The organism is Hungatella hominis, from assembly GCF_014288005.1.
GTDB lineage: Bacteria > Bacillota > Clostridia > Lachnospirales > Lachnospiraceae > Hungatella > Hungatella effluvii.
Map to the genome: position 1 here is coordinate 50,455 of NZ_JACOPB010000012.1, position 20,587 is coordinate 71,041.

The 20,587-nt window shown below is 47.9% G+C and carries 18 protein-coding genes; 15 read left to right on the forward strand and 3 right to left on the reverse strand.

Annotated elements, in window-relative coordinates:
• Window positions 1-101: 101 nt before the first annotated feature.
• The 11 genes from H8S75_RS21770 (at window position 102) to brnQ (ending at window position 12,887) form a co-directional block, all read left to right on the forward strand.
• Window positions 102-647, forward strand: coding sequence for a VanZ family protein (locus H8S75_RS21770; RefSeq protein ID WP_243270393.1), 546 nt, complete (start codon window positions 102-104; stop codon window positions 645-647).
• Window positions 648-1,179: 532 nt separating this feature from the next.
• Window positions 1,180-2,112, forward strand: coding sequence for an N-acetylmuramoyl-L-alanine amidase family protein (locus H8S75_RS21775; protein ID WP_187023354.1), 933 nt, complete (start codon window positions 1,180-1,182; stop codon window positions 2,110-2,112).
• Between the two features lie 122 nt (window positions 2,113-2,234).
• Complete coding sequence (locus H8S75_RS21780) at window positions 2,235-3,833, forward strand: hypothetical protein (RefSeq protein ID WP_187023355.1); 1,599 nt, start codon at window positions 2,235-2,237, stop codon at window positions 3,831-3,833.
• A gap of 100 nt (window positions 3,834-3,933) precedes the next feature.
• The gene (locus tag H8S75_RS21785; protein WP_187023356.1) at window positions 3,934-4,662 is read left to right on the forward strand and encodes a CpsB/CapC family capsule biosynthesis tyrosine phosphatase; all 729 of its coding nucleotides are present in this window, start codon (window positions 3,934-3,936) and stop codon (window positions 4,660-4,662) included.
• Between the two features lie 14 nt (window positions 4,663-4,676).
• Window positions 4,677-5,408, forward strand: coding sequence for a YveK family protein (locus H8S75_RS21790; protein WP_002605602.1), 732 nt, complete (start codon window positions 4,677-4,679; stop codon window positions 5,406-5,408).
• A gap of 5 nt (window positions 5,409-5,413) precedes the next feature.
• Window positions 5,414-6,124 (forward strand): CpsD/CapB family tyrosine-protein kinase, encoded by a 711-nt coding sequence (locus H8S75_RS21795; RefSeq protein ID WP_002605603.1) that lies wholly within the window; start codon window positions 5,414-5,416, stop codon window positions 6,122-6,124.
• Window positions 6,125-6,322: 198 nt separating this feature from the next.
• On the forward strand, window positions 6,323-7,702 hold the full coding sequence (murC, locus tag H8S75_RS21800; RefSeq protein ID WP_187023357.1) for a UDP-N-acetylmuramate--L-alanine ligase: 1,380 nt from the start codon (window positions 6,323-6,325) through the stop codon (window positions 7,700-7,702).
• A 384-nt stretch (window positions 7,703-8,086) separates the two neighbouring features.
• Window positions 8,087-9,310 (forward strand): DnaD domain protein, encoded by a 1,224-nt coding sequence (locus H8S75_RS21805; protein WP_187023358.1) that lies wholly within the window; start codon window positions 8,087-8,089, stop codon window positions 9,308-9,310.
• 10 nt (window positions 9,311-9,320) lie between these two features.
• The gene (locus H8S75_RS21810) at window positions 9,321-10,316 is read left to right on the forward strand and encodes an ATP-binding protein (RefSeq protein ID WP_110323663.1); all 996 of its coding nucleotides are present in this window, start codon (window positions 9,321-9,323) and stop codon (window positions 10,314-10,316) included.
• A 71-nt stretch (window positions 10,317-10,387) separates the two neighbouring features.
• Window positions 10,388-11,566 (forward strand): ribose-phosphate pyrophosphokinase, encoded by a 1,179-nt coding sequence (locus H8S75_RS21815; protein ID WP_187023359.1) that lies wholly within the window; start codon window positions 10,388-10,390, stop codon window positions 11,564-11,566.
• Between the two features lie 7 nt (window positions 11,567-11,573).
• The gene (gene brnQ, locus H8S75_RS21820; protein WP_187023360.1) at window positions 11,574-12,887 is read left to right on the forward strand and encodes a branched-chain amino acid transport system II carrier protein; all 1,314 of its coding nucleotides are present in this window, start codon (window positions 11,574-11,576) and stop codon (window positions 12,885-12,887) included.
• A 300-nt stretch (window positions 12,888-13,187) separates the two neighbouring features.
• Here brnQ and H8S75_RS21825 read toward each other — a convergent pair whose 3' ends face one another.
• The 3 genes from H8S75_RS21825 to H8S75_RS21835 all read right to left on the reverse strand — a co-directional run bounded on the left by H8S75_RS21825 (window position 13,188) and on the right by H8S75_RS21835 (window position 15,862).
• Entirely contained in the window at window positions 13,188-13,934 is a 747-nt protein-coding gene (locus H8S75_RS21825) for a GntR family transcriptional regulator (RefSeq protein ID WP_187023361.1), read from the reverse strand.
• Window positions 13,935-14,000: 66 nt separating this feature from the next.
• Window positions 14,001-14,864 carry a PfkB family carbohydrate kinase gene (locus tag H8S75_RS21830; protein ID WP_187023362.1) on the reverse strand — a complete coding sequence of 288 codons (864 nt, stop codon included), beginning with the start codon at window positions 14,862-14,864 and terminating at the stop codon, window positions 14,001-14,003.
• On the reverse strand, window positions 14,861-15,862 hold the full coding sequence (locus H8S75_RS21835) for an SIS domain-containing protein (RefSeq protein ID WP_187023363.1): 1,002 nt from the start codon (window positions 15,860-15,862) through the stop codon (window positions 14,861-14,863). Before H8S75_RS21835 ends, H8S75_RS21830 begins: the two co-directional genes overlap by 4 nt.
• 330 nt (window positions 15,863-16,192) lie before the next feature.
• Here H8S75_RS21835 and H8S75_RS21840 point away from each other — a divergent pair, with 330 nt between their 5' ends.
• From H8S75_RS21840 to H8S75_RS21855, 4 genes are all read left to right on the forward strand, one after another.
• Window positions 16,193-17,359 (forward strand): MFS transporter, encoded by a 1,167-nt coding sequence (locus H8S75_RS21840; protein WP_187023364.1) that lies wholly within the window; start codon window positions 16,193-16,195, stop codon window positions 17,357-17,359.
• Window positions 17,360-17,410: 51 nt separating this feature from the next.
• A complete protein-coding gene (locus tag H8S75_RS21845) occupies window positions 17,411-18,757 on the forward strand; it encodes an ABC transporter substrate-binding protein (RefSeq protein ID WP_187023365.1) in 1,347 nt (448 codons plus the stop codon).
• A gap of 73 nt (window positions 18,758-18,830) precedes the next feature.
• A complete protein-coding gene (locus H8S75_RS21850; RefSeq protein WP_187023366.1) occupies window positions 18,831-19,700 on the forward strand; it encodes a carbohydrate ABC transporter permease in 870 nt (289 codons plus the stop codon).
• Window positions 19,693-20,547 (forward strand): carbohydrate ABC transporter permease, encoded by an 855-nt coding sequence (locus tag H8S75_RS21855; RefSeq protein ID WP_187023367.1) that lies wholly within the window; start codon window positions 19,693-19,695, stop codon window positions 20,545-20,547. The genes H8S75_RS21850 and H8S75_RS21855 overlap by 8 nt, the downstream gene beginning before the upstream one ends.
• Window positions 20,548-20,587: the final 40 nt, after the last annotated feature.

The following is a 20,587-nucleotide window of genomic DNA, read 5'->3' on the forward strand; positions in this document are numbered from 1 at the left end:
CCAATATAAAAGTAGGCATAAGAAATTTGTTAGCTATTTAATAAAACATGTGTACTAGTTCTTGAAAGGTAACCAACATGATAGATTTACTTGATAAAACTATGTGGAACTATATAATAAAGGACATTGGAAAAGAACTGGAATATCTTCCATATGCTATACTACTGGGCTTAATAGTGTTTTTTATTACAAAAATTATCTTATTTAAAAGGAATAAGAGCTCCCATTATTTCTATAAATTTATATTTCTAATCTATCTATTAGCATTAGTCCATATCACTTTATTCGAGCGCGAACCAGGCTCACGGACAGCGATCAGCCTTACCTTATTTGAAACATTAGGCGGTTCCAGAAATAATGCATATGTTATAGAAAATGTACTCTTATTTATTCCTTTTGGTTTTTTGCCAGCTACTCTTTTTAGGCCTATGCGCAATTTAGTACTTAGCCTTATGGTCGGGGCCTTCTGCAGCCTAATGATCGAAACGACTCAACTGATCACCCAAAGGGGATATTTTCAGGTAGATGATATTCTTATGAATAGTATCGGAACAGTGATTGGCTGTAGTTGTTTCTGTCTGCTAACAGGAATCTATAGGATTTGCAGATATACCATCACAAAGTGTTTTGGTTCTGTAAAAATTTGATTTGTTGCTCATCATCAGATAGTTTGTCATAAGCTGTCGAAACGCGGATCATGCAATAAACGAGTAATACCAATGTAAAGAGGCAACAGACTACAAAACAAATAGAACTATATAATAGAAGAGAAATAAGTGACATATATTTTGCTCCTTCTAATCACCATATTTGTGTAGATGATGGTTTTTTATATAATATAGGTTCCATATTATCAGTTTATACAAGATTTAATAAACCTGAAAAAATAAATGCTAGTGCAAAACTAAATGTCTATGAGCTATAATAAATTAATAGACAAGGTAATTATCTATAATATTGGTGTAAAACAGCAGGATCGCTAAAAGTTAGTGATCCTGTCTTTTTATAAATACAATCCAATAATATTGTTCGTAAAATACGTTGAAAACAGATTGTATAGACATGTTTTAGGCCAAAAAAGCTTGCAAAATATGGAAAGGTGAGTTAATATAGTCTCAACGGGTTACATATTCCGGAAAAATAATTTTAGGAAAAGGATTTTGAAAGGAGAATGCAATTATGAGAATGAAGAAGCTTGCTGTTATGGCATTAGCAACAGCTCTCTCCGTAGGTTCAGTCATGACAGCGTCTGCTGCATGGTTACAGGAGGGAAGCAACTGGAGATACCAGAATGATAATGGTACATTCCAGACAGGAACATGGTTTAGAGACGCGGATGGAAGATGGTATCATTTCGACAACAACGGAATTATGCAGAAGGGCTGGTTCCAGGATGCTGACGGAAAATGGTATTTCCTGGCATACAATGGCGTTATGCAGGTTGGCCTGATCAAGGTTGACAATCAGGTTTACTACATGGGGACAAGCGGTGACTTATTTATCGGTGATATGAAGATCGGTAATACGACTTATAACTTTGGCCTTTATGGAACTACTAATGGACAGCCTAGCGTACCAGCATCAGCTACATTTGGCGGAAATGGTAACCAGTCACTGAATGGTGGCGGTGGCGGAAGCAGCTCTAATGGCGGCGGTGGAAGTACAACCACTCCGGTTGATGATGCAAAAGATGCTGTTGATAAAGTTGCTGATGTAGCAGATACAATTAAAGAGAGTTCCGGCGGAGTAGTTGATGCTAAAGTAGAGCCAGCTGTAGAAGATGGAGAGAATGCAGTAAAGGTTGAGGTTTCAGTAAAAGCTGCTAAAGATTTAGTTTTAACTCCGGACAGTGAAGATAAAAAGGCTGTAGTTTCTGCGGTAACTGAGGTAGTTAGCACAGTTGTATCTGAGGCTGAAGGTAATGCGACAGTAAAGATTGATGGTGTGAAATTACCTACTAATACCTATCCGGTAGATATGTTAGACGAAGACAAGATTGAAGAATTAGCAAATAAATACGTAACCCCAGAGAACTATAAAGCAGCATCAAAAGCTACAATTACCGTGACGGTAAATGGCGTAGCTGTTACTTATCATATTTCTTTAAAATAATCAATTTCCAACCATTTATAGGGTGGCTCCCAAAGGAACCGCCCTATTTTTCAGTGTACCTTACAAAATAATATAAACAACCATTTTTCAACCCAGGCAACAAAACTAATGTGGAGCAAATTATGAAAAATAGAACAAGGACTGCAAAGCGCTGCAGCCTGTTATCACTGCTGTTCCCTACATTTCTAATGGTCATGTTTTTCTGTACGCCTGCCTATGCCGGAAGTATCAACGGCAATGAGCAGTCGATCGTTTCTGTTATCAACGGCCAGTTCGAGCAGGACGGTGTTATCTACAAAGTTCGTCAGGAATATATAAATTCTGCCATAAGTTATTTGCAGCAGGATGATGTGGATCTGACAGCGGAGCAGGCACAGTCCGTGATATCTGAGATATATTCCAATGTACAGACTGGTGTCGACAGCGGATATTTAGAGCAGATCGGGCAGACCGCGCCTCCAGAGACGGCACCGGCCGAAAGTCCGAAGGGCGGAGAAACAGGAAATAACGGAAGTAAGAATCCGGATGGTCAGGCAACAGACGGAAATGCAGAGGCTGGAAATCAGCCGGGAGAGAGTACGGAAAGCGGAGAACCATCCGGAGAAACTGTCGGTGATGGGCAGAATGGTGGGGACGGAACGGATAATCCGGACGGTTCAGGCTCTGAGGAGCCGCAGGAGGTAATTCCGCCAACCCCGGAGGTAATCTCGATTCTGGAGCTTGTGGACAAGGCGCCGCCTCAGTCTTACGAGTATTTATCAAAGGATACTGACGCCTTGATGGCGCGCATCCATATTCCTTATCAAATACTATGGTACATCATTATCATATTGGCTGTGGTCATAGCGATTATTACAGTCATTTCATTCTTAAAAAAGCTTTTTGTACACCATCATAACAGAAAGCTGAGGAAATTTTTTAGATTTATATTGGCAGCGGAAATAGGTGTGCTGTCCGCCGTTTGCTTTTCGGCAGTAAGCGTCTGGATCGGGGCGTTTCAGGACAGTGCTGTTTTGAATAAACTTGCGGATACGGGATATTACCGCACGATCTTTGAGGAACTGCGGCGTGATACTTCTATCTCGTTTGCACTTCTGGACATCCCGGATAACGTTATGGATGGCGCGATTACGTATGAGCGCGTTGTACTGGCAGCAAGGCAGCAGGTGGAGAGTGATCTGAGCCAGGGCGCCTATCAGGCGGATACTTCCGTGCTGACAGACCAGCTGGAGGCAGATATCAGATCATACCTGGAAGGCAGATCGGTTACAATGACGGAGCAGGCCCAGACTGGGCTGGATGAATTGATGAATCGTCTGGATCAGAAGTACTCCTCTCTGCTTAAATGGCCATTTGCAGCATGGTGGATAGATATGAAAACGGAATTTTTTGCTTTTGCAAAAATAGCACTGCCGCTTTCACTGCTGCTTGCCATTCTTTCACAGGCCCTTATCATCGGCCTGAACCATTATAAACACCGTGGTGTTATACTGGGCGGGAAAGGCCTTATGGGCGGCGGACTGATAACTGCGGCGGCCTTTGGTGCCGGCATGGTCATAATCGGTCAGAACCTGCCCAAGGTGACCCCGGATTACATGGAACTGTTTTTCAAAATATACGGTAACGGGTTGTGCAGAACCGGAATGATTACGGGAGTGATAGGAGTCCTTCTCGGAGTCATTGTCCTGGTCGCGGTCCATACCTGGAAAGACAGCAAATGACAAAGTCAACAAATAGTAAAGACAGTAAATAACAAGACAACAAATAAAACACTAAGCAACCATTAATGATCACACAAAGAGAAAGGGAACGGTAAGAAGGATGGATTTATACGACATTCACTGCCATTTAATTCCCGGAGTGGACGATGGGTCACAGACGATGGAAGAGAGCCTGGAGGCCATGAAGCTGGAATATGAGGAGGGCGTGCGCCATATCATATGCACCTCCCATTTTTCTGCAGACTGCGAGGCCGGATACGCCTCTAAACTGCAGGAGGGCTTCGAACAGCTGAAAGTGCGCTTAAAGGAGACCCCGTACGGGGCCGAAATGAGGCTGCATCTCGGTAATGAGCTGATGTATTCCGAAAGCCTTCTGGAGTGCCTTGACGAAGGCCGCGCTTGGACTATGGCGGGCGGGCATTACATTCTGGTGGAGTTTTTACCGTCCGTTCGTTATGAAGAGCTGTACAAGGGACTGCGAAGGCTGGCATCCGGCGGCTATACGCCGATCCTGGCTCACATGGAGCGTTACCGCTGCCTGTATAAGCAGACGGACCGGCTCGATGAATTAAGGGATCTGGGCATTTGCCTTCAGGTAAATGGAGCCAGCCTGTTTGGCGGAGTGTTTGATTCTGCCAGCGCGGTGGTTCGAAAGCTCTGCAAGTCGGGGCGGATCCATTTTCTGGGAACAGATTCCCACGGCACTCATTATCGAAAACCGCAGATAAAAAAGGCAGCGGCGTGGATTCATGATAACTGTCCGGGGCCTGTTGCTGAAGGGATTTTATGCGGAAATCCGATGGCGGTACTGGAGGATAAATTATTTTGATTTAGGAGAAAATTATGGGAACCAATCAGGATGACGAGATTGAAATTGATTTGAAGGAACTATTTTACGTAATCAAACGGAAACTGTGGATTATCCTTCTGACCGGCATTGTGGGTGCCGTCGGTTTCGGACTTTTTACCGCGATGGTAATGAAGCCCGTCTATACGTCCTCTACGATGCTCTATATCGTGAATAAGACGACTACGCTGACATCCCTCACGGATTTACAGCTGGGAACCCAGCTGACTAAGGATTACAAGGTCCTGGTGACCAGCCGGCCCGTTACGGGGCAGGTTATTACCAACCTGGACTTAAATTTAAGCCATGAGCAGTTAGTGAAAAAAATTAAGGTGGATAACCCTACCGATACCCGTATCCTCACTATCTCGGTGGAGGACACAGATCCCTACATGGCCAAATCCATTGCCGATGAGTTTGCATCGGTAGCATCTGCCCGTATGGCTGAAATTATGGATTCCGCGCCGCCGAACATTGTAGAGGAGGCGTATCTGCCAACACAGAAGACAAAACCAAGCATTACGAAGAATACCATGATCGGTGGTCTGGCAGGCGTGTTCCTGGCAGGCGCGATTATACTCGTGCTGTTTGTGATGAATGATGCGATTAAGACGCCTGAGGATGTAGAGAAGTACTTAGGACTCAATACACTGGCTACGATCCCGGTATTTGAGGGTGAGACAGGCGCGAAAAAGAAGAAATCCAAACGGAAGAAGAGCGGGAGGTAAACAGGATGCAGAAGGTTTTATTGCGTAAACACGATAAGCTGGATTTCAGGGCAAACGAGGCGTTTAAAACGCTGCGTACCAACATCCTGTTCTCCGGTCATGACACTAGAGTTATCACGCTGACCAGCTCCACACCCAACGAAGGAAAATCATCTCTTTCGTTCCAGCTGGCGGTTTCTTTCGCGGAAGCGGACAACCGCGTCCTGTTTATCGACGCTGACATTCGTAAATCCGTGCTTGTGGGCCGTTATAAGGCGGAGGGCAATAAGTTCGGCCTGACCCATTATTTATCTGGACAGAAGACCATTGACGATGTAATCTGCAACACGGATATTAACAACATGGATATGATCTTTGCCGGTCCGGTTTCACCGAATCCGACAGAGCTTTTAAGCGGCGATTTATTTGCAGATCTGATCGGGATGGCGCGGGAGGAGTACGACTACGTAATCATCGATGCTCCGCCGCTGGGCAGCGTTATTGACGCGGCTCTGATCGCCAGACACGTGGACGGTACCATTATCGTCGTAGAGAGCGGCGCAATCAGCTATAAGATGGTTCAGCACGTAAAGGAACAGCTGGAAAAGGGCGAATGCCGCATTCTCGGTGTTGTCTTAAACAAGGTGGACTTAGACCGCGATTCCTACTATGGAAACTACTACGGTAAGTATTATGGCAAGTACTATGGGAATTACGGAGAGGAAACGAAAAAGTAGGACAGTACATAACCTGAATATATTCTTAAAAATACCCGCAGACAACAGAAACTGCGGGTATTTTTTCGTTTATCCCCCGAAAACGTAGCTTTTCTGCCGCTTTTTCGATATAATAAGAAGAAAGAGTTGACTTTACCACAGAAAAGCAGTAAAAGTAAGTGGAATAAAATTAAAAACATAGTAAGGATGGAAGAAACGATGTATCAGATTGATTTTCATAAACCGGAGAATATACATTTTATAGGGATTGGCGGCATCAGCATGAGCGGTCTGGCCGAAATACTGATTGATGAGGGATTTACTGTTTCGGGGTCCGACTCTCATGAATCGGAGCTTACGGATCATTTAGCTGCAAAGGGCGCCAGAATTGCTTGTGGACAGAGAGCGGATAATATTGTTGACGGGATCGACGTAGTCGTCTACACGGCGGCTGTTCATCCAGACAATCCGGAATTTGCCGCAGCCAGAGATAAAGGACTTCCCATGCTGAGCCGCGCGGAGCTGCTGGGTCAGATGATGAAAAATTACGAGAATGCGGTTGCTGTTTCCGGAACTCACGGGAAGACTACGACCACATCCATGATCACAGAGATTCTTCTGGCTGCTGATGCGGATCCCACGATCTCCGTAGGCGGCATCTTAAATTCCATTGGAGGCAACATCCGGGTGGGCGGACCGGAGCTTTTCGTGACGGAAGCCTGCGAATATACCAACAGCTTCCTGTCCTTTTTCCCGACCATCGAGGTGATTTTAAACGTGGAGGCAGACCATCTCGATTTCTTCAAGGATTTGGACGATATCCGCCATTCCTTCCGCCTGTTTGCCGAGAAGCTTCCGGAGGACGGCATTCTGGTCATCAACAGCGATATAACGGATTATAGAAAGATTACGGAGGGGTTATCCTGCCGTGTCATTACATTTGGAAAAGAAGAGGGCAGTAAGTACCGCGCAGAGCATATTCGTTTCGACGAACTGGCGAGGCCGGTCTTTGATCTGAGTGTGGACGGGGAAATTGTGGATACCGTGGCCTTGGGTGTTCCCGGTGAGCATAATGTGTATAACTCCCTGGCCGCCGTGGCTGTGTGTACGGAACTGGGGATATCTCTGGAGATGATCAGGAAGGGACTATGGAATTTCACAGGAACAAACCGCCGTTTTGAGAAGAAGGGAGAGCTGGGAGGCGTCACTATTATCGATGATTACGCCCATCATCCGCAGGAAATCAGCGCATCCCTGGCGACTGCGCTTAATTATCCGCACCAGAAGCTGTGGGTCGTATTCCAGCCCCACACCTACACGCGTACCAGGGCGTTTCTTGACGAATTTGCAGAGGCCCTGTCCATGGCTGACGAAGTAATCCTCGCAGACATCTACGCGGCCCGCGAAACCGACAATTTAGGCATCAGTTCCAAAGATATTGTCGACAGAATCGAGGCAAAAGGGGTAAAAGCCCATTATATTCCGTCCTTTGACGAAATAGAAACATTTATTTTGGAAAACTGTATACACGGTGATTTGTTGATAACTATGGGGGCCGGAGACATTGTAAAAGTGGGAGAAAAGCTGTTAGGGAAGTAGTTATCCACATTATCCACATAGTTTTCAACATTTTATGTAAAGAAGCTATGTGGATTTTTTAATTAACATAAATTATTGACTCACAATTTTAGAAAGAACGAATTTATCAGGGATTCGACATAATTCTCCATAATTTTTAAGATTATGTATACTTGCTTTCCACATTATCCACATTATCCACAATTACTTTGGTGGATAACTCCCCCTATTTCTTTTTAAACTGACTTATGGTATACTATGAGCACTTAGTGAGGTAGTCCACGAACTTAGTGCGAGTCATACCTGACCACTTAGTGAGGTATCCCACGAGCTTAGTGGGAATGGTATACTATGAGCACTTGGTGAGACAGTTCAAAAGCGCAGTGCAGGACGAAAAGTGAGGTTATGGCGGTGGATTTTAAAAGCAGTTTTAGAGTGAATGCGACGTTGGTTCCCAACGAGTTTATTGATACATATATGGCTTCGGCCAATGGAGAGTATATCAAGGAGTATCTTTTCCTGCTCCGCCATGAGGGCGAAGCGGTGACGGTCTCTATGATTGCGGATGCGGTCAACCACACGGAATCGGATGTGGCACGTGCGCTTGCTTACTGGAAAAAGGCAGGGGTCCTGGAGGAATCTGTGGATAAAGTTTCTGCCGATGGCCTGTCTGTGGATAAGTGTCCGGCTGCTGGCGAGATGGCCTGTGCCGGGGGCGTGATTGCGGAAAATGGGGCGTCTGCCTTAAACGGAGTGTTTACGGAGGCGTATGCAGGCGTGAATTCTTCTTACGGGTATGTGGACGGCCCGGTAAAAGGGAATGCAGCCGGCACCGTTACGTGTGTGGAAGCGGATACGCCGGAGAAGGGACCGATGGCTCCGAAAGCACCGGAACCGGCTCAGGTCAAAAAGGCGGAGCCGCGGCCTGTCTATTCTCCGGAACAGATCAGCGGCCTGGCGGGAGATGAGGATTTTTCCCAGCTTCTCTATATCGCCCAGAAATATATGAATAAAGTCTTTACCCAGCGGGAGTGTGAGGTGTTTGCCTATCTCTATGACGGTCTGCACATGACTGCCGAGCTCCTGGAATACGTGGTGGAGTACTGTGTACAGGGCGGGCACACCAGTATCCGCTATATCGAGACGGTGGCGATCAACTGGCACGAGTCCGGGCTTAAGACCGTGGAGGACGCCAAGGCGTACGCGTCGTCATTTACCAGGGACTCCTTCGCGGTGATGAAGGCGTTCGGTTTGAACGACAGAAAGCCGGGCGATTCAGAGCGTGAGATGATTGACCGCTGGTTCAAGACCTACGGATTTACCAGGGAACTCGTTCTGGAGGCCTGTAACCGCACTCTGGCGGCCACACACTCGCCCAGCTTCAAATATGCGGACAAGATCCTTTCGGGCTGGAAAAAGGCCGGTGTGCGCTCTCTGGAGGATATCCGGCGGCTGGATGAACAACATGCGGAGCGCGCGAAGGGAAAGGGAAGCAGTAACGGAAGCGGCTCCCAGGATTACAGGGGAGGCGGCAATGGCCGCGGAAGAAGCACCAACCAGTTTCAGAACTTTCCCCAGAGAGAGATCGACTACGATGCACTGGTGCTGCAGCAGTTAACAGAAAAGTAAGGAGGGAGCCATGTCGCTCAGCAATTCTCAGTTTGATGCCATCATGCGTACCTATCAGCAGCAGCAGCTGCTAAACCGCCATGAACAGGAATCCAGAATAGCAGAAGTATATAATAAGATACCAGCCATAAAAGAACTGGACGACTCCATAAGCTCCTGCGCGGTAAAGAGCGCCAGGAGGCTGCTGGACGGCGACCAGGGGGCATTAAAGGAACTGAGGGCGGAAATAGCGGATTTGAGGGAGCAGAAGGGTGTCCTGCTTCGTGCCTACGGATTTCCGCCTGACTATATGGAGATGCATTATAAGTGCACGGACTGCATGGATACAGGCTACTCGGAGGGCAGGAAATGCCACTGCTTCCGGCAGGCCGAGATGAAATACTTATACGCCCAGTCCAACATTGAAGAGATTGTAACGCTTGAGAATTTTTCTACCTTTTCTTTTGAATATTTTGATGATTCGTCGGTGCTTCCCGTCCTGGGAAGAACGGTGAGACAGTATATGAAGCAGGTGGTCGATACATGCCACCGGTTTGTGGACAGTTTTACGACAGAGCATGGGAATATGTTATTTACTGGTCCTACGGGGGTTGGAAAGACATTTTTGACCAACTGTATCGCCAGAGAGCTGATCGACCGGTACTACTCGGTCATCTACTTGTCGGCCAATGATCTGTTCGAGGTATTTTCGAAGAACCGCTTTGAGTATCAGGCGGAGGAAGAGATGAAGGGCATGTACCAGTACATTCTGGACTGCGATCTGCTCATCATCGATGACCTGGGGACGGAGCTGAACAACAGCTTCACCTCGTCGCAGCTGTTTTACTGCATCAATGAGCGGCTGAATTCATCGAAGTCTACGATTATTTCCACGAATCATCCGCTGAATGAGCTGAGGGACCGCTACACGGAGCGTGTGACCTCCCGCCTGATCAGCAAATATACCATTATTCCGCTCTACGGCGACGATATTCGCCTGCGAAAGAAAGCAAAACGCGCTGATTAACTTGACTATTTCGGCGCATAATGATATAAAAGAACCGTTGTAAGACAAATGGATACGTTGGAGGAGAAGAAATGTTATACGAAGAGAAGACGATTGAGACGATTCCGGTGGGCCCGCTGGGATTAATTCCGCTTAAGAGCTGTACGGAGCTGGGAGCCAAAGTGAACGATTATCTGGTGGACTGGAGACGGGAGCGGGAGAGCGAGCACAAGTCTACGATTGCATTTTCCGGATATCAGAGAGAGTCCTATATCATTGGGGCCAGCACACCGCGTTTCGGTACAGGAGAGGCGAAGGGAACGCTTTCTGAGTCAGTTCGTGGAGACGATTTATACATCATGGTGGATGTATGCAATTACAGCCTGACCTATTCCCTTTGCGGGATGACGAACCACATGTCCCCTGATGACCATTTCCAGGATTTAAAGCGAATTATCGCGGCTGCGGCCGGTAAAGCCCGCCGTATTAATGTGATCATGCCGTTTTTATATGAGAGCAGACAGCACAAGAGATCCAGCAGAGAGTCCCTCGACTGCGCGCTGGCACTTCAGGAACTGACCAACATGGGTGTTGAGAATATCATCACCTTTGACGCTCACGATCCGAGAGTGCAGAACGCGATTCCGTTAAAGGGATTTGAGACGGTTCAGCCGATCTACCAGTTTATCAAGTATCTTCTGAGAGAAGAGAAGGAACTGCAGATCGACAGTGACCATATGATGGTGATCAGCCCGGATGAGGGCGGCATGGGCCGCGCTGTATACTTTGCCAACGTGCTGGGACTTGATATGGGGATGTTCTATAAGCGCCGTGACTATACACAGATTGTGGGTGGCCGCAATCCGATCGTGGCTCACGAGTTCCTGGGAAGCAGCGTGGAAGGAAAAGATGTGATTATCGTGGACGATATGATATCTTCCGGCGAGAGCATGCAGGATGTGGCGAAGGAGCTGAAACGCCGTAAGGCGAGAAAGGTCTTCATCTGCTCGACCTTCGGTTTATTCACCAATGGCCTTGCTAAGTTTGATGAATACTACGAGAATGGAACTATCGACAGAATCCTGACGACGAACCTGGTATATCAGACACCGGATCTGCTGTCCAGACCGTATTATATCAATGTAGATATGAGCAAATATATTGCGCTGATTATCGATAATCTGAATCACGACGCTTCTTTAAGCGAGCTTCTGAATCCGACGTCGAGAATCAACCGTCTCCTTGACCGTTACCGCGCGGGTGACAGGTAGGAGATCGATGGATAGACTGTCAAAACGTAACTTATGTCTGGTAGGACTGACATTATTCTCCATGTTTTTTGGGGCGGGAAATCTTATTTTTCCGCCCTTTTTGGGTGCTATGGCAGGGACGAATACCTGGACTGCCATGGTTGGCTTTGCCGTGACCGCCATTGGCTTTCCGATTCTCGGCGTGATTGCGGTGGCGAAGGCCGGCGGCCTTACCAGCCTGGCGGGGCGGGTCCATCCTGCATTTGCAGCTGTCTTTACGCTCCTGATCTATTTATCGATCGGTCCGTGCCTGGCGATCCCGCGAACGGCCAGTACGTCGTTTGAGATGGCCGTAATACCATTCCTGGACGGACGTATCCCTGCGGGGACGGCCCAGCTGCTGTATTCGTGCCTGTTCTTTACCATCGCGTTCCTGGTGGCCTTAAAGCCCGATAAACTGACGGACAGGCTGGGAAAAGTGCTGACCCCGTGTCTGCTGACTCTGATTGCGATTCTGTTCATTGGCTGCATCTTAAAGCCGGCGTCCGGTTACGGCGGAACGTCTGAGGCTTATCAGAATCATCCGTTTGTAAAGGGATTTCTGGAAGGGTATCTGACGATGGATACGATCGCGGCACTGAATTTTGGAATTATTATCTCCCTCAATATCCGCGCTCTGGGGATGAAGTCGGAGAGCGCCATCATAAAAGAAACGATCAGGGCCGGAGTGATTGCCGGAGGCATCCTGCTTTTGGTGTACGCCGCGCTGGCTCACATCGGCGCGGTTACGGGAGGCGCATTCGGTTATTCTGAGAATGGTGCGCAGACTCTGAATCAGATGGTACGTTTCCTGTTTGGGAAGGCGGGGCTGATTATGCTGGCGGCTATTTTCTTTATCGCCTGCCTGAATACCTGTATCGGACTGATCAGCTGCTGCAGCCGGTATTTCTGTACGATTCTGCCGCAAATCGGATATCGTGCATGGGCCTTTGTCTTTGCCGCGGTCAGCCTGATTATCGCCAATGCCGGGCTTAACCGGATTCTGGAGATATCCGTCCCGGTGTTAAATGCGATCTACCCAGCGGCTATCGTATTGATTCTCCTCTCATTTCTCTTCCGTGACGGGAAACGGTGGCAGCCGGTTTACGTCTGCTCCACTGCCCTGACCGGAGTGACGAGCATCGCTATGTCCCTGTATCAAATCGGTATAACGCCTCTGGGACGCGTGTTAAATAGACTGCCTTTGCACAGCCTGAATCTGGAATGGATCAGCCCGGCGGTGGCTGGGATTGTGATTGGAATGGTGGTTTGCGCGAGGAGGGGGAGAGCGGAAAGAGGATAAAAATGTAAATTTACAGAATTGTGGGTTTCGGCTCATGGTTTCGGCCGGGGCATCTCTAAGGCCGGAAGGATACAAAAACAAGGGTACCGATGACATTCATCGAGAACTCCTGAAGGACTTCTCGATTCAGGTCCTCTAAAAATCTGACTTTTATGAAAAAACTGCTTTCTGAGAAAGGCCATGGGTTATCCCATTACGGACATTCCAGTAAAGCAGTTTTTTTATTTACGTCAGGTTATCCGGCTGTCAGGCACTCGATTTCTCAGGTCCTTTTCGGCCGCCTCCATCCCTGCCGATCAATTACGAATTGCGGAACACGTCAAAACTAAACTGGTGAGTTTCCCCTGAGATTGATTCTATACTCAGCTCTATGGGGCAGTCATACTGGTCATAGACGATATTTTCAATCACCAGCAGCGCGGTGCCTTCCGGAACCTCCAGGGAGTCAGCCAGCCGGGGCGAAGCGCTGCGGGCCGTAATAGACCGTCTGGAATGGACTGGCAGCACATCGTACTGCGCCTTTAAAGTCTGATACAGGGAGGCGTTCGAAAAGTCGAAACGGTCCAGCTTTGGAAAACGATTTAAAGAGAGGTAATTGACCGTATAGACAAAGGGGATACCATCCGAATAGCGGAGTCTTTCCAGTCTCAGGCATACATCAGACGGCGCGAGTTCCAATTTTTGATACAGATCTTCATCAAACTGTATTTTTTCCATGCTCAGGAGTCTGGTGGAGGGAACCTTACCGATCAGTTTCATCTCCTCATCGAAGCTCATAAGCTGATTCATAAAGATTCCGCGGTTATCCGGACCTTTCACAAAGGAGCCGCAGCCACGTTTTCGTTCAATTCTTCCGCTGTTTACCAGTTCGTTATAGGCCTGGCGCACGACGGGCCTGGAAACTCCGCAGGCCTTGCAGATGCCTTCCTCCGTAGGAAGCTTCTGGCCAGGCTTTAGGATTCCCTTCTGTATCGCCTCTATGATGCATTGACGTATCTGTTCGTAAAGCGGAACAGAGCTGTATTTGTTAATCTTAATATAGTCCAATTTTTCACCCCGCAGATCCTGTAAAACATTACATTTTCCGTCTAGTATAACAGGAAAAGCCATTTTTTACAATGGGTGTCCGGCATACGTTACATAACCGAAGCTTCCCTTTTTCATGCAGTTGGCAGTGGAGTAGGCGGTGGCATTTTCCAGAGCCAGCCCGATCGTGGCGGGGGCAGGAATACGGCCTTTTGTCCAGCCATGTTCATACAGAGCCATGACGAAGGCGGTGAGAAAGGAGTCCCCGGCTCCCATTGTATCAACCGGATCAATATATTCCGCCTTTCCGTATACCAGAGAAGTACCGTCAGATACGCACTGACCAGAGCTTCCCATGGTGATCAGGACGAGTCCTGTGTTTCTCTTGTGGAGCGGTTCACAGAATGATCGTATCTCCGATTCCTCCATTGGAGGGCATGAAAACAGGGCCAGGTCCAGCCCGCAGCAGATCTTATCGTAATAGGAATCGGTTCTGTATTTTTCCTTTTCACCAAAATCGTAGGTGAATAAGGCTGGAAGACCGCTGAGCCGGGACATCTCTTCTTCCATTTTTGCATTACAGGAACTGTGAATCAGAGAAAATGATCTTAAGTATTCCATATCCTCTTCCTGAAGCAGCAGCGGTCCGGACCATTGATCTCCGGCTGTGATGCCCAGATAGGTGCGTTCCCCGTCTGTGACGCGGTAGCGGCAGCATTTGGTGATGGTCCCTGGGACTTTTTTGCATCTTGAGAAGTCCACATGAAAATGGTTCAGCGCATCGATGATGACTTCAGACATGGCGTCATCGGCCAGATTGCCCATGTAGGCGGCTTCTGCACCGAGTATGGAGGCGTGAACCGCAGCATTGAAAGCATTACCGCCCGGATATACGGCGCCGGTATTTGTATAGTAGTCGATGACATTGTCACCGAGCCCCAAAAGTCTCATGAGTACTCACCCTTTCTGTAATAACGGCGGATGTCCAGGGAATGGTCTGTGATTACCTCAATATTCTTACTGATTCGCTGCAGAACCGCGGCCATGATCACGGGGGAAAGAAGCGGGCGGTAACGATCGCTGATACCCGCAAGTGCATAATCACGGCAGTCAAAGCAGGTCAGTTTATTCGTGTGCTTTTGAGCAAATGCTTTTACCTTTTCGTCGAGAGGCCTTGTCACCCCTTCTGTCAGGAGCAGGGTTACACATACATCTTCCTCCAAAAGCTCCAGGGTACCGTGGAAGAATTCCGGTGAACTGACGGATTTCGTGCGTATCCACTGGGATTCCTCCAGAACACACATGGAATAGGAGTACGCGGTGGGCCATAAGTCTCCGGAGCCAATCCAGATGTTATAGGGTTCCCGGCAGTACTTTTTCGCATAGCTGATACAGGCTTCATCGGCCTGAATGCGGACCTGAGCCAGAGCGCTGCCCAGACTGCCCAGTTCGTCTGCAAAACTTTTATAATCAGGAAAATAGCCTTTTATCTCAAGTATTTTGCCGATTAAAAGATAAAAGACCAGCTCCTGGGGCCTTCCGTCCTTATAGATAAAGGAATAGTCGGATATCGCCTCCAGAGGTGAATCGGGGATTCCGATGACGGAGACCAGACGGACACCTCGTTCTTTTAGGAACTGGGCCGCCTTCAGTGTATCCGGCGTGTCCCCGGACTTGGAGGTGAGAAATGCTACCGAGTGGCTGGTAATACGGTTGCAGCCGGTAAGAACCAGGTCAGCGGAAAGCATACCGTCAGTCGGAACCGGCGAGTAATGGTTAATATAATGCTGGAATGGCTGCATCATAGCCATGGAGCCTCCGGAAGAGGTAAAGAACAGCAGATCGAATTCATCTGCGCAGATCTGGTCTGCAATGGCTTCAATCCGGTCTCTCTGAGCATAAATGAATTGATAATTTTCCCGGATTACCGCCTCGTCAAAGTTAATCATAGCGAAATCTCCTTTTCACAGTTGTTTATCACCATTGTATGGGTAAATAATTATATTGTCAATATGTAATTACAATATTACAGATAAATATTTAATTATATTTAGTAATTGAGAACCTCTTGACGAATAAATGGCATCAGCCCTCCTTTTCGCAAAAACTGTATTATAATCAGTAATGATCTTAGCTGATGTGCATAATAAACAAAATGGTAAGCAAAACATTATATAAAATGACTATAATAACCAACTTGATTTTGGATAAAGGCTATGATATACTGAGTTCATCAAAAATAACTAAACAAAGTTAAGAAATTAAATCGGGGTTGCACAATGGGACGAGAAAGTAAGGATGGAAGTTTTCCGACAGGGCTGTTTTGCGTATATCTGGTGTATTTTTCAGGGCAGGCCATCTACAATACGTATCTAAACCTGTATCTGGCACAGATCGGATTTACTGCGACGCAGATTGGGAGTATCATCTCGATCTCTACGGTTGCACTTCTGGCGGCACAGACTCTGTGGGGAATCTTAAGTGACCGGGCCAGGGTAAAGAACCGGGTGGTCTGTTTCCTCTATCTGGCCTCAATCCTTTCGGCCCTGGGCTTTTATCTCACGAGAAGCTACTGGCCGGTGGTACTGCTTGTGGCAGTCTTTGGAGCGTGCTTCGTGCCGATTGTACCGCTTAACGACAATATCACACTGGAATCTCTAGTGAACAGCAAATGGGATTATGGCTGGATCCGTATGGGAGGAACCATTGGATACGCGGTGACGGTGGTTTTGATTGGCTACTTCTTAAGGGATGAGTATTCGGCCATATTCTGGATCGTAGCGGCGGCCATGGGGCTGTGCCTGCTCTTTTCTCTGACGATACCTCCGGTGAAAGGGTTTCGAAACGAAAAAAAGAAATCCTCGGTTCGGGAGATATTATCCAACCGCACCCTCGTGGTTTTGATCGCGTTCAATTTGATTTATGGACTCGGCAACAGTTTTTTTTACAGCTTTTACTCACTCCATTTTATTCAAATTGGGGGGAACAGCAGGCTGGTCGGCTGGATGATGTTTGCCTGTTCGGCAGCCGAGGCGCCGTGCCTCATGTTTATGCACCGTCTGGTCAAAAAGATGGGAGTCGCAAGGCTCTTGATTCTGGCAGGCGTCCTGACCTGCGTTCGGTGGTCCCTTCTTTATTATCTGACGGACCCGGTGTTAATTATTGTTACGAATCTGCTTCACGGCTTCAGTTATACTGGAATTACATACTGCCTGCTGAATTACATTAACAGAAGAGTACCGCCGGATTTACGGGCCAGCGGCCAGGTGTTGAACGCCACCATGAGTACCGTATTCAGCAAACTGATTTTCGGATATATCGGAGGCGCGGCCTTCGAGCTGTGGGGGGCTGGTTCCATGATGGCCTGCTCAGCAATTACCATAGGAGCGGCAACTCTGTTTTTTGCAGTCTGGAGCAGAGGGAAACAGAAGAGTCTGTCTTTTTAGCAGTCAAACTGCTTAAAAAATAAAATGATATGAATCAGAAGGAGAGGAATCATGAAAAAAACAAAAAAGATGTTAGCGTTACTCGCAGGCTCAGCAATGATGATCTCATCCCTTGCAGGCTGTGGCCAGTCACCATCAGCAAACCAGGGGGGAAATGAGAGCACGAAACAGGCCGATGCAGGCCAGGACTCCGGAAAGAAGGCAGAGTCCGGAAAGAAGGCAGAATCCGGCGCAAAAGAGAAGATCCGTGTATTCACGTTCTTTACCGGATCCGATCAGTGGGCTCCGGTGTGGTCGGAAGTGATCGACGAATATATGCAGGCCAACCCGGGCATTGAGATTGTAGATGAGTCTGCGCCTACCGCGGGAGCGAACGATGTGTTCCGTACAAAGATGCAGGCAGATATCGCTGCCCGAACTCCCGCTGATCTATGTCTGTTCTATACGGGGGCGGATGGAAAGCCCCTGGTGGATTCCGGACTCTTTGTGGATATTGGACCATCTATGGAAGCAGACCAGGACTGGTCTAAGAATTTCAAGCAGTCCGCGCTGGATGGCCAGAAATACGACGGTAAGCAGTACAGCCTTCCCTATCTCGGCTATTATGAAGGACTTTTCTATAATAAAAAGCTGTTTGACCAGTACAGCCTCGAAGAGCCGACATCGTACGATAATATTATGAAAGCGGTCGAGGTATTTGCCCAGAATGGAATTCCGGCATTTGCAGCCTCTATGGCGAAACCATCCTACGTTCTGGAGCTGGCTATTTTAGCCCAGGCTGGAGCGGAAGGCCATAAGAATTACTTTGATGACAGCTGGGCTCCGGCGCTCGACTGTATCGCTGACCTGTATCGGAAGGAAGCATTTCCGAAGGATACCATGACTATTTCAGAAGACGACATCCGTCTGATGTTTAAGGAGGGCAAGGCAGCCATGATGTTTAACGGCTCCTGGTGTGTCAGTGCCCTGGAAGACAATCCGGATATGCGGCTGATTTCCATGCCGGCTCTTCCTGGAGGAAAGGGCGGAGAAAGCTGTGCGCTTGCCGGCTTTGGCTCCGGATGGTTTTTAAGCAGGGAAGCGTCAGAACGCAGTGAAGAGTCCTTAAAGCTCTTAAAATACCTGACTTCACCGGAGATCATGCAGCGTTTTATCGCAGTAGGCGGAAGCTCAGCGGTAGAGTGCCAGGCACCGGAGGGCGCCTCTGAGCTGATGAAGAGCGCGGTTCTTATGTTAAACAAAGCAACCTATACCGATACGGCAATCGATTCCCAGGTAAGCCGCGAGGCCTGGATGGCAATCGCAGACGACGGCACCCCGTATCTGGTAGAAGGCAAGAAGAGCAGCCTGGATCTCCTGGCAGAAGCAAGAAAAATTCAGGAAGCAGTAAACAGATAACAGGAAAGAGGGATTGCGGCGGCAGAAGTGAGAGCTTTTGCCGCCCTGACAGAAAAGAGAGGGGAAATGCTTCATGAAGGCGAAAAGACAAAGGACAGCGATCGTATTCTTGATTCCTGCCGTGGTGCTGCTGCTGTGTTTCATGATATATCCGCTGGGAAAAACCATCTTTTACAGCTTCACCGCATGGTATAATTTTTCCACGGAACAGACCTTTATTGGACTCGATAATTATAAGGAATTAATTGCTGATCCCGTGATTCGGGTGGCTCTTCGCAACACTGTGATTCTGATGGCAGGAGTACTTATATTCCAGATCGGATTTGCCCTTATCCTGGCGATCATGGTCGATGGAATCAGACACTGTTTTAAGTTCTTCCGCACGATTTATTTTTTTCCTATCGTTATTTCAGCTACGGCGATCGGCCTTATGTTTACTCTTATTTATAAATATGAATACGGTCTGCTCAACTATTTTGTTGTTTTGTTTGGCGGAGAGAAACAGGTATGGATCAATGAGAAGTCATCGATATACTTAGCCCTGATTCCGGTTGTGTGGCAGTATGTGGGCTTCTATTTCGTCATATTCTTAACGGGAATTGCCAACATTCCAGCTGATATATATGAATCGGCTATGCTCGATGGAATAAGGCCCCTGCAGAAGGCCGCCTACATAACCATTCCCATGCTGAGAAGCGTGCTCACCTCATCGATTGTTCTGGTAATTTCCGGCTGTTTTAAAGTGTTCGATATCATTTTCATGGTCACCAATGGAGGACCACTGGATTCCAGCCAGCTGCTCAGCACCTATATGTATCAGAAGGCGTTTGCGCGCGGGAACGGCGGCTATGCCAGTTCCATTGCGATTGTCATGATCGTGCTTGGCGTGGCGGTGACCAGCGTACTCAGAAAGCTGCTTTCGGGAGGTGAGGAAAATGAATGACGACAGAAAAGGGCGCGGAAAAGAGCTGGCAGCAGCTGTTTTAAAATACGTGATTTTGATTTCCTGGGCGCTGACGACAATTATCCCTCTGCTGTGGGTGTTCGTCAACTCCTTTAAGACGTCAGAAGAAATCGTAAAAAATGGCGTGGCACTGCCTTCCGCCATTCAGTTCACCAATTACAAGACGATCATGAGTTATCCGGATTTAAGCATGTCCAGAGCGTTTCTGAACAGCTTTATTATTTCCGGTTCCGTGGTAGTCGGAGTGGTGCTTGTGGCCGGATTAGCGGCGTTTGCGCTGGGAAGATTCCGTTTTCAATGGACGAGATACGCGGATGCAGTCCTCATTGCCTGCCTCCTGGTTCCATCCTTTGCAACCATGATTCCCAACTTTGTAACGATCAGCAAGCTTCCGATCAGAGGAACTCATGCGGCGGCCATTATCCCTCAGATTGCGGGAAATCTCTGCTTTTCCATTACATTGCTGACCGGATTTATGCGTTCGCTGCCTGATGAACTGGATGAGGCCGCCATTATGGACGGCGCCACACCCATTTATGTCTTTTCCCGTATTACCATGCCGCTGTCCAAACCGATGTTTTCGACAGTCGGAATCATGGTATTCATCTGGTCCTATAACGACTTGCTGACATCCATGGTCTATTTGTCACAGCGTTCCAAGCAGCCGGTCTGCGTGATTCTGTCCATGGTCAGCAATATGTTCGGAACTGATTATGGAAGTATGATGGCAGCGATTATCGTGACAATCGTGCCGCTGCTCATTCTTTATGTAATATCCCAGGAACAGGTTATCAAAGGTCTTACGGCGGGGGCGGTGAAAGGCTGATCTGCCAGCATATCAGTAAAAACATCCCGCCACGGGCGGA

Bases quoted from the DNA above. Each gene is read 5' to 3' on its own strand.
- H8S75_RS21840 (WP_187023364.1), top strand. From the start codon at position 16,193: ATGGGACGAGAAAGTAAGGATGGAAGTTTTCCGACAGGGCTGTTTTGC.
- H8S75_RS21815 (WP_187023359.1), top strand. From the start codon at position 10,388: ATGTTATACGAAGAGAAGACGATTGAGACGATTCCGGTGGGCCCGCTG.
- H8S75_RS21770 (WP_243270393.1), top strand. From the start codon at position 102: ATGTGGAACTATATAATAAAGGACATTGGAAAAGAACTGGAATATCTT.
- brnQ (WP_187023360.1), top strand. From the start codon at position 11,574: ATGGATAGACTGTCAAAACGTAACTTATGTCTGGTAGGACTGACATTA.
- H8S75_RS21850 (WP_187023366.1), top strand. From the start codon at position 18,831: ATGAAGGCGAAAAGACAAAGGACAGCGATCGTATTCTTGATTCCTGCC.
- H8S75_RS21805 (WP_187023358.1), top strand. From the start codon at position 8,087: ATGGCGGTGGATTTTAAAAGCAGTTTTAGAGTGAATGCGACGTTGGTT.
- H8S75_RS21785 (WP_187023356.1), top strand. From the start codon at position 3,934: ATGGATTTATACGACATTCACTGCCATTTAATTCCCGGAGTGGACGAT.
- H8S75_RS21780 (WP_187023355.1), top strand. From the start codon at position 2,235: ATGAAAAATAGAACAAGGACTGCAAAGCGCTGCAGCCTGTTATCACTG.
- H8S75_RS21775 (WP_187023354.1), top strand. From the start codon at position 1,180: ATGAGAATGAAGAAGCTTGCTGTTATGGCATTAGCAACAGCTCTCTCC.
- murC (WP_187023357.1), top strand. From the start codon at position 6,323: ATGTATCAGATTGATTTTCATAAACCGGAGAATATACATTTTATAGGG.
- H8S75_RS21790 (WP_002605602.1), top strand. From the start codon at position 4,677: ATGGGAACCAATCAGGATGACGAGATTGAAATTGATTTGAAGGAACTA.
- H8S75_RS21830 (WP_187023362.1), bottom strand. From the start codon at position 14,864: ATGAGACTTTTGGGGCTCGGTGACAATGTCATCGACTACTATACAAAT.
- H8S75_RS21835 (WP_187023363.1), bottom strand. From the start codon at position 15,862: ATGATTAACTTTGACGAGGCGGTAATCCGGGAAAATTATCAATTCATT.
- H8S75_RS21855 (WP_187023367.1), top strand. From the start codon at position 19,693: ATGAATGACGACAGAAAAGGGCGCGGAAAAGAGCTGGCAGCAGCTGTT.
- H8S75_RS21795 (WP_002605603.1), top strand. From the start codon at position 5,414: ATGCAGAAGGTTTTATTGCGTAAACACGATAAGCTGGATTTCAGGGCA.
- H8S75_RS21810 (WP_110323663.1), top strand. From the start codon at position 9,321: ATGTCGCTCAGCAATTCTCAGTTTGATGCCATCATGCGTACCTATCAG.
- H8S75_RS21845 (WP_187023365.1), top strand. From the start codon at position 17,411: ATGAAAAAAACAAAAAAGATGTTAGCGTTACTCGCAGGCTCAGCAATG.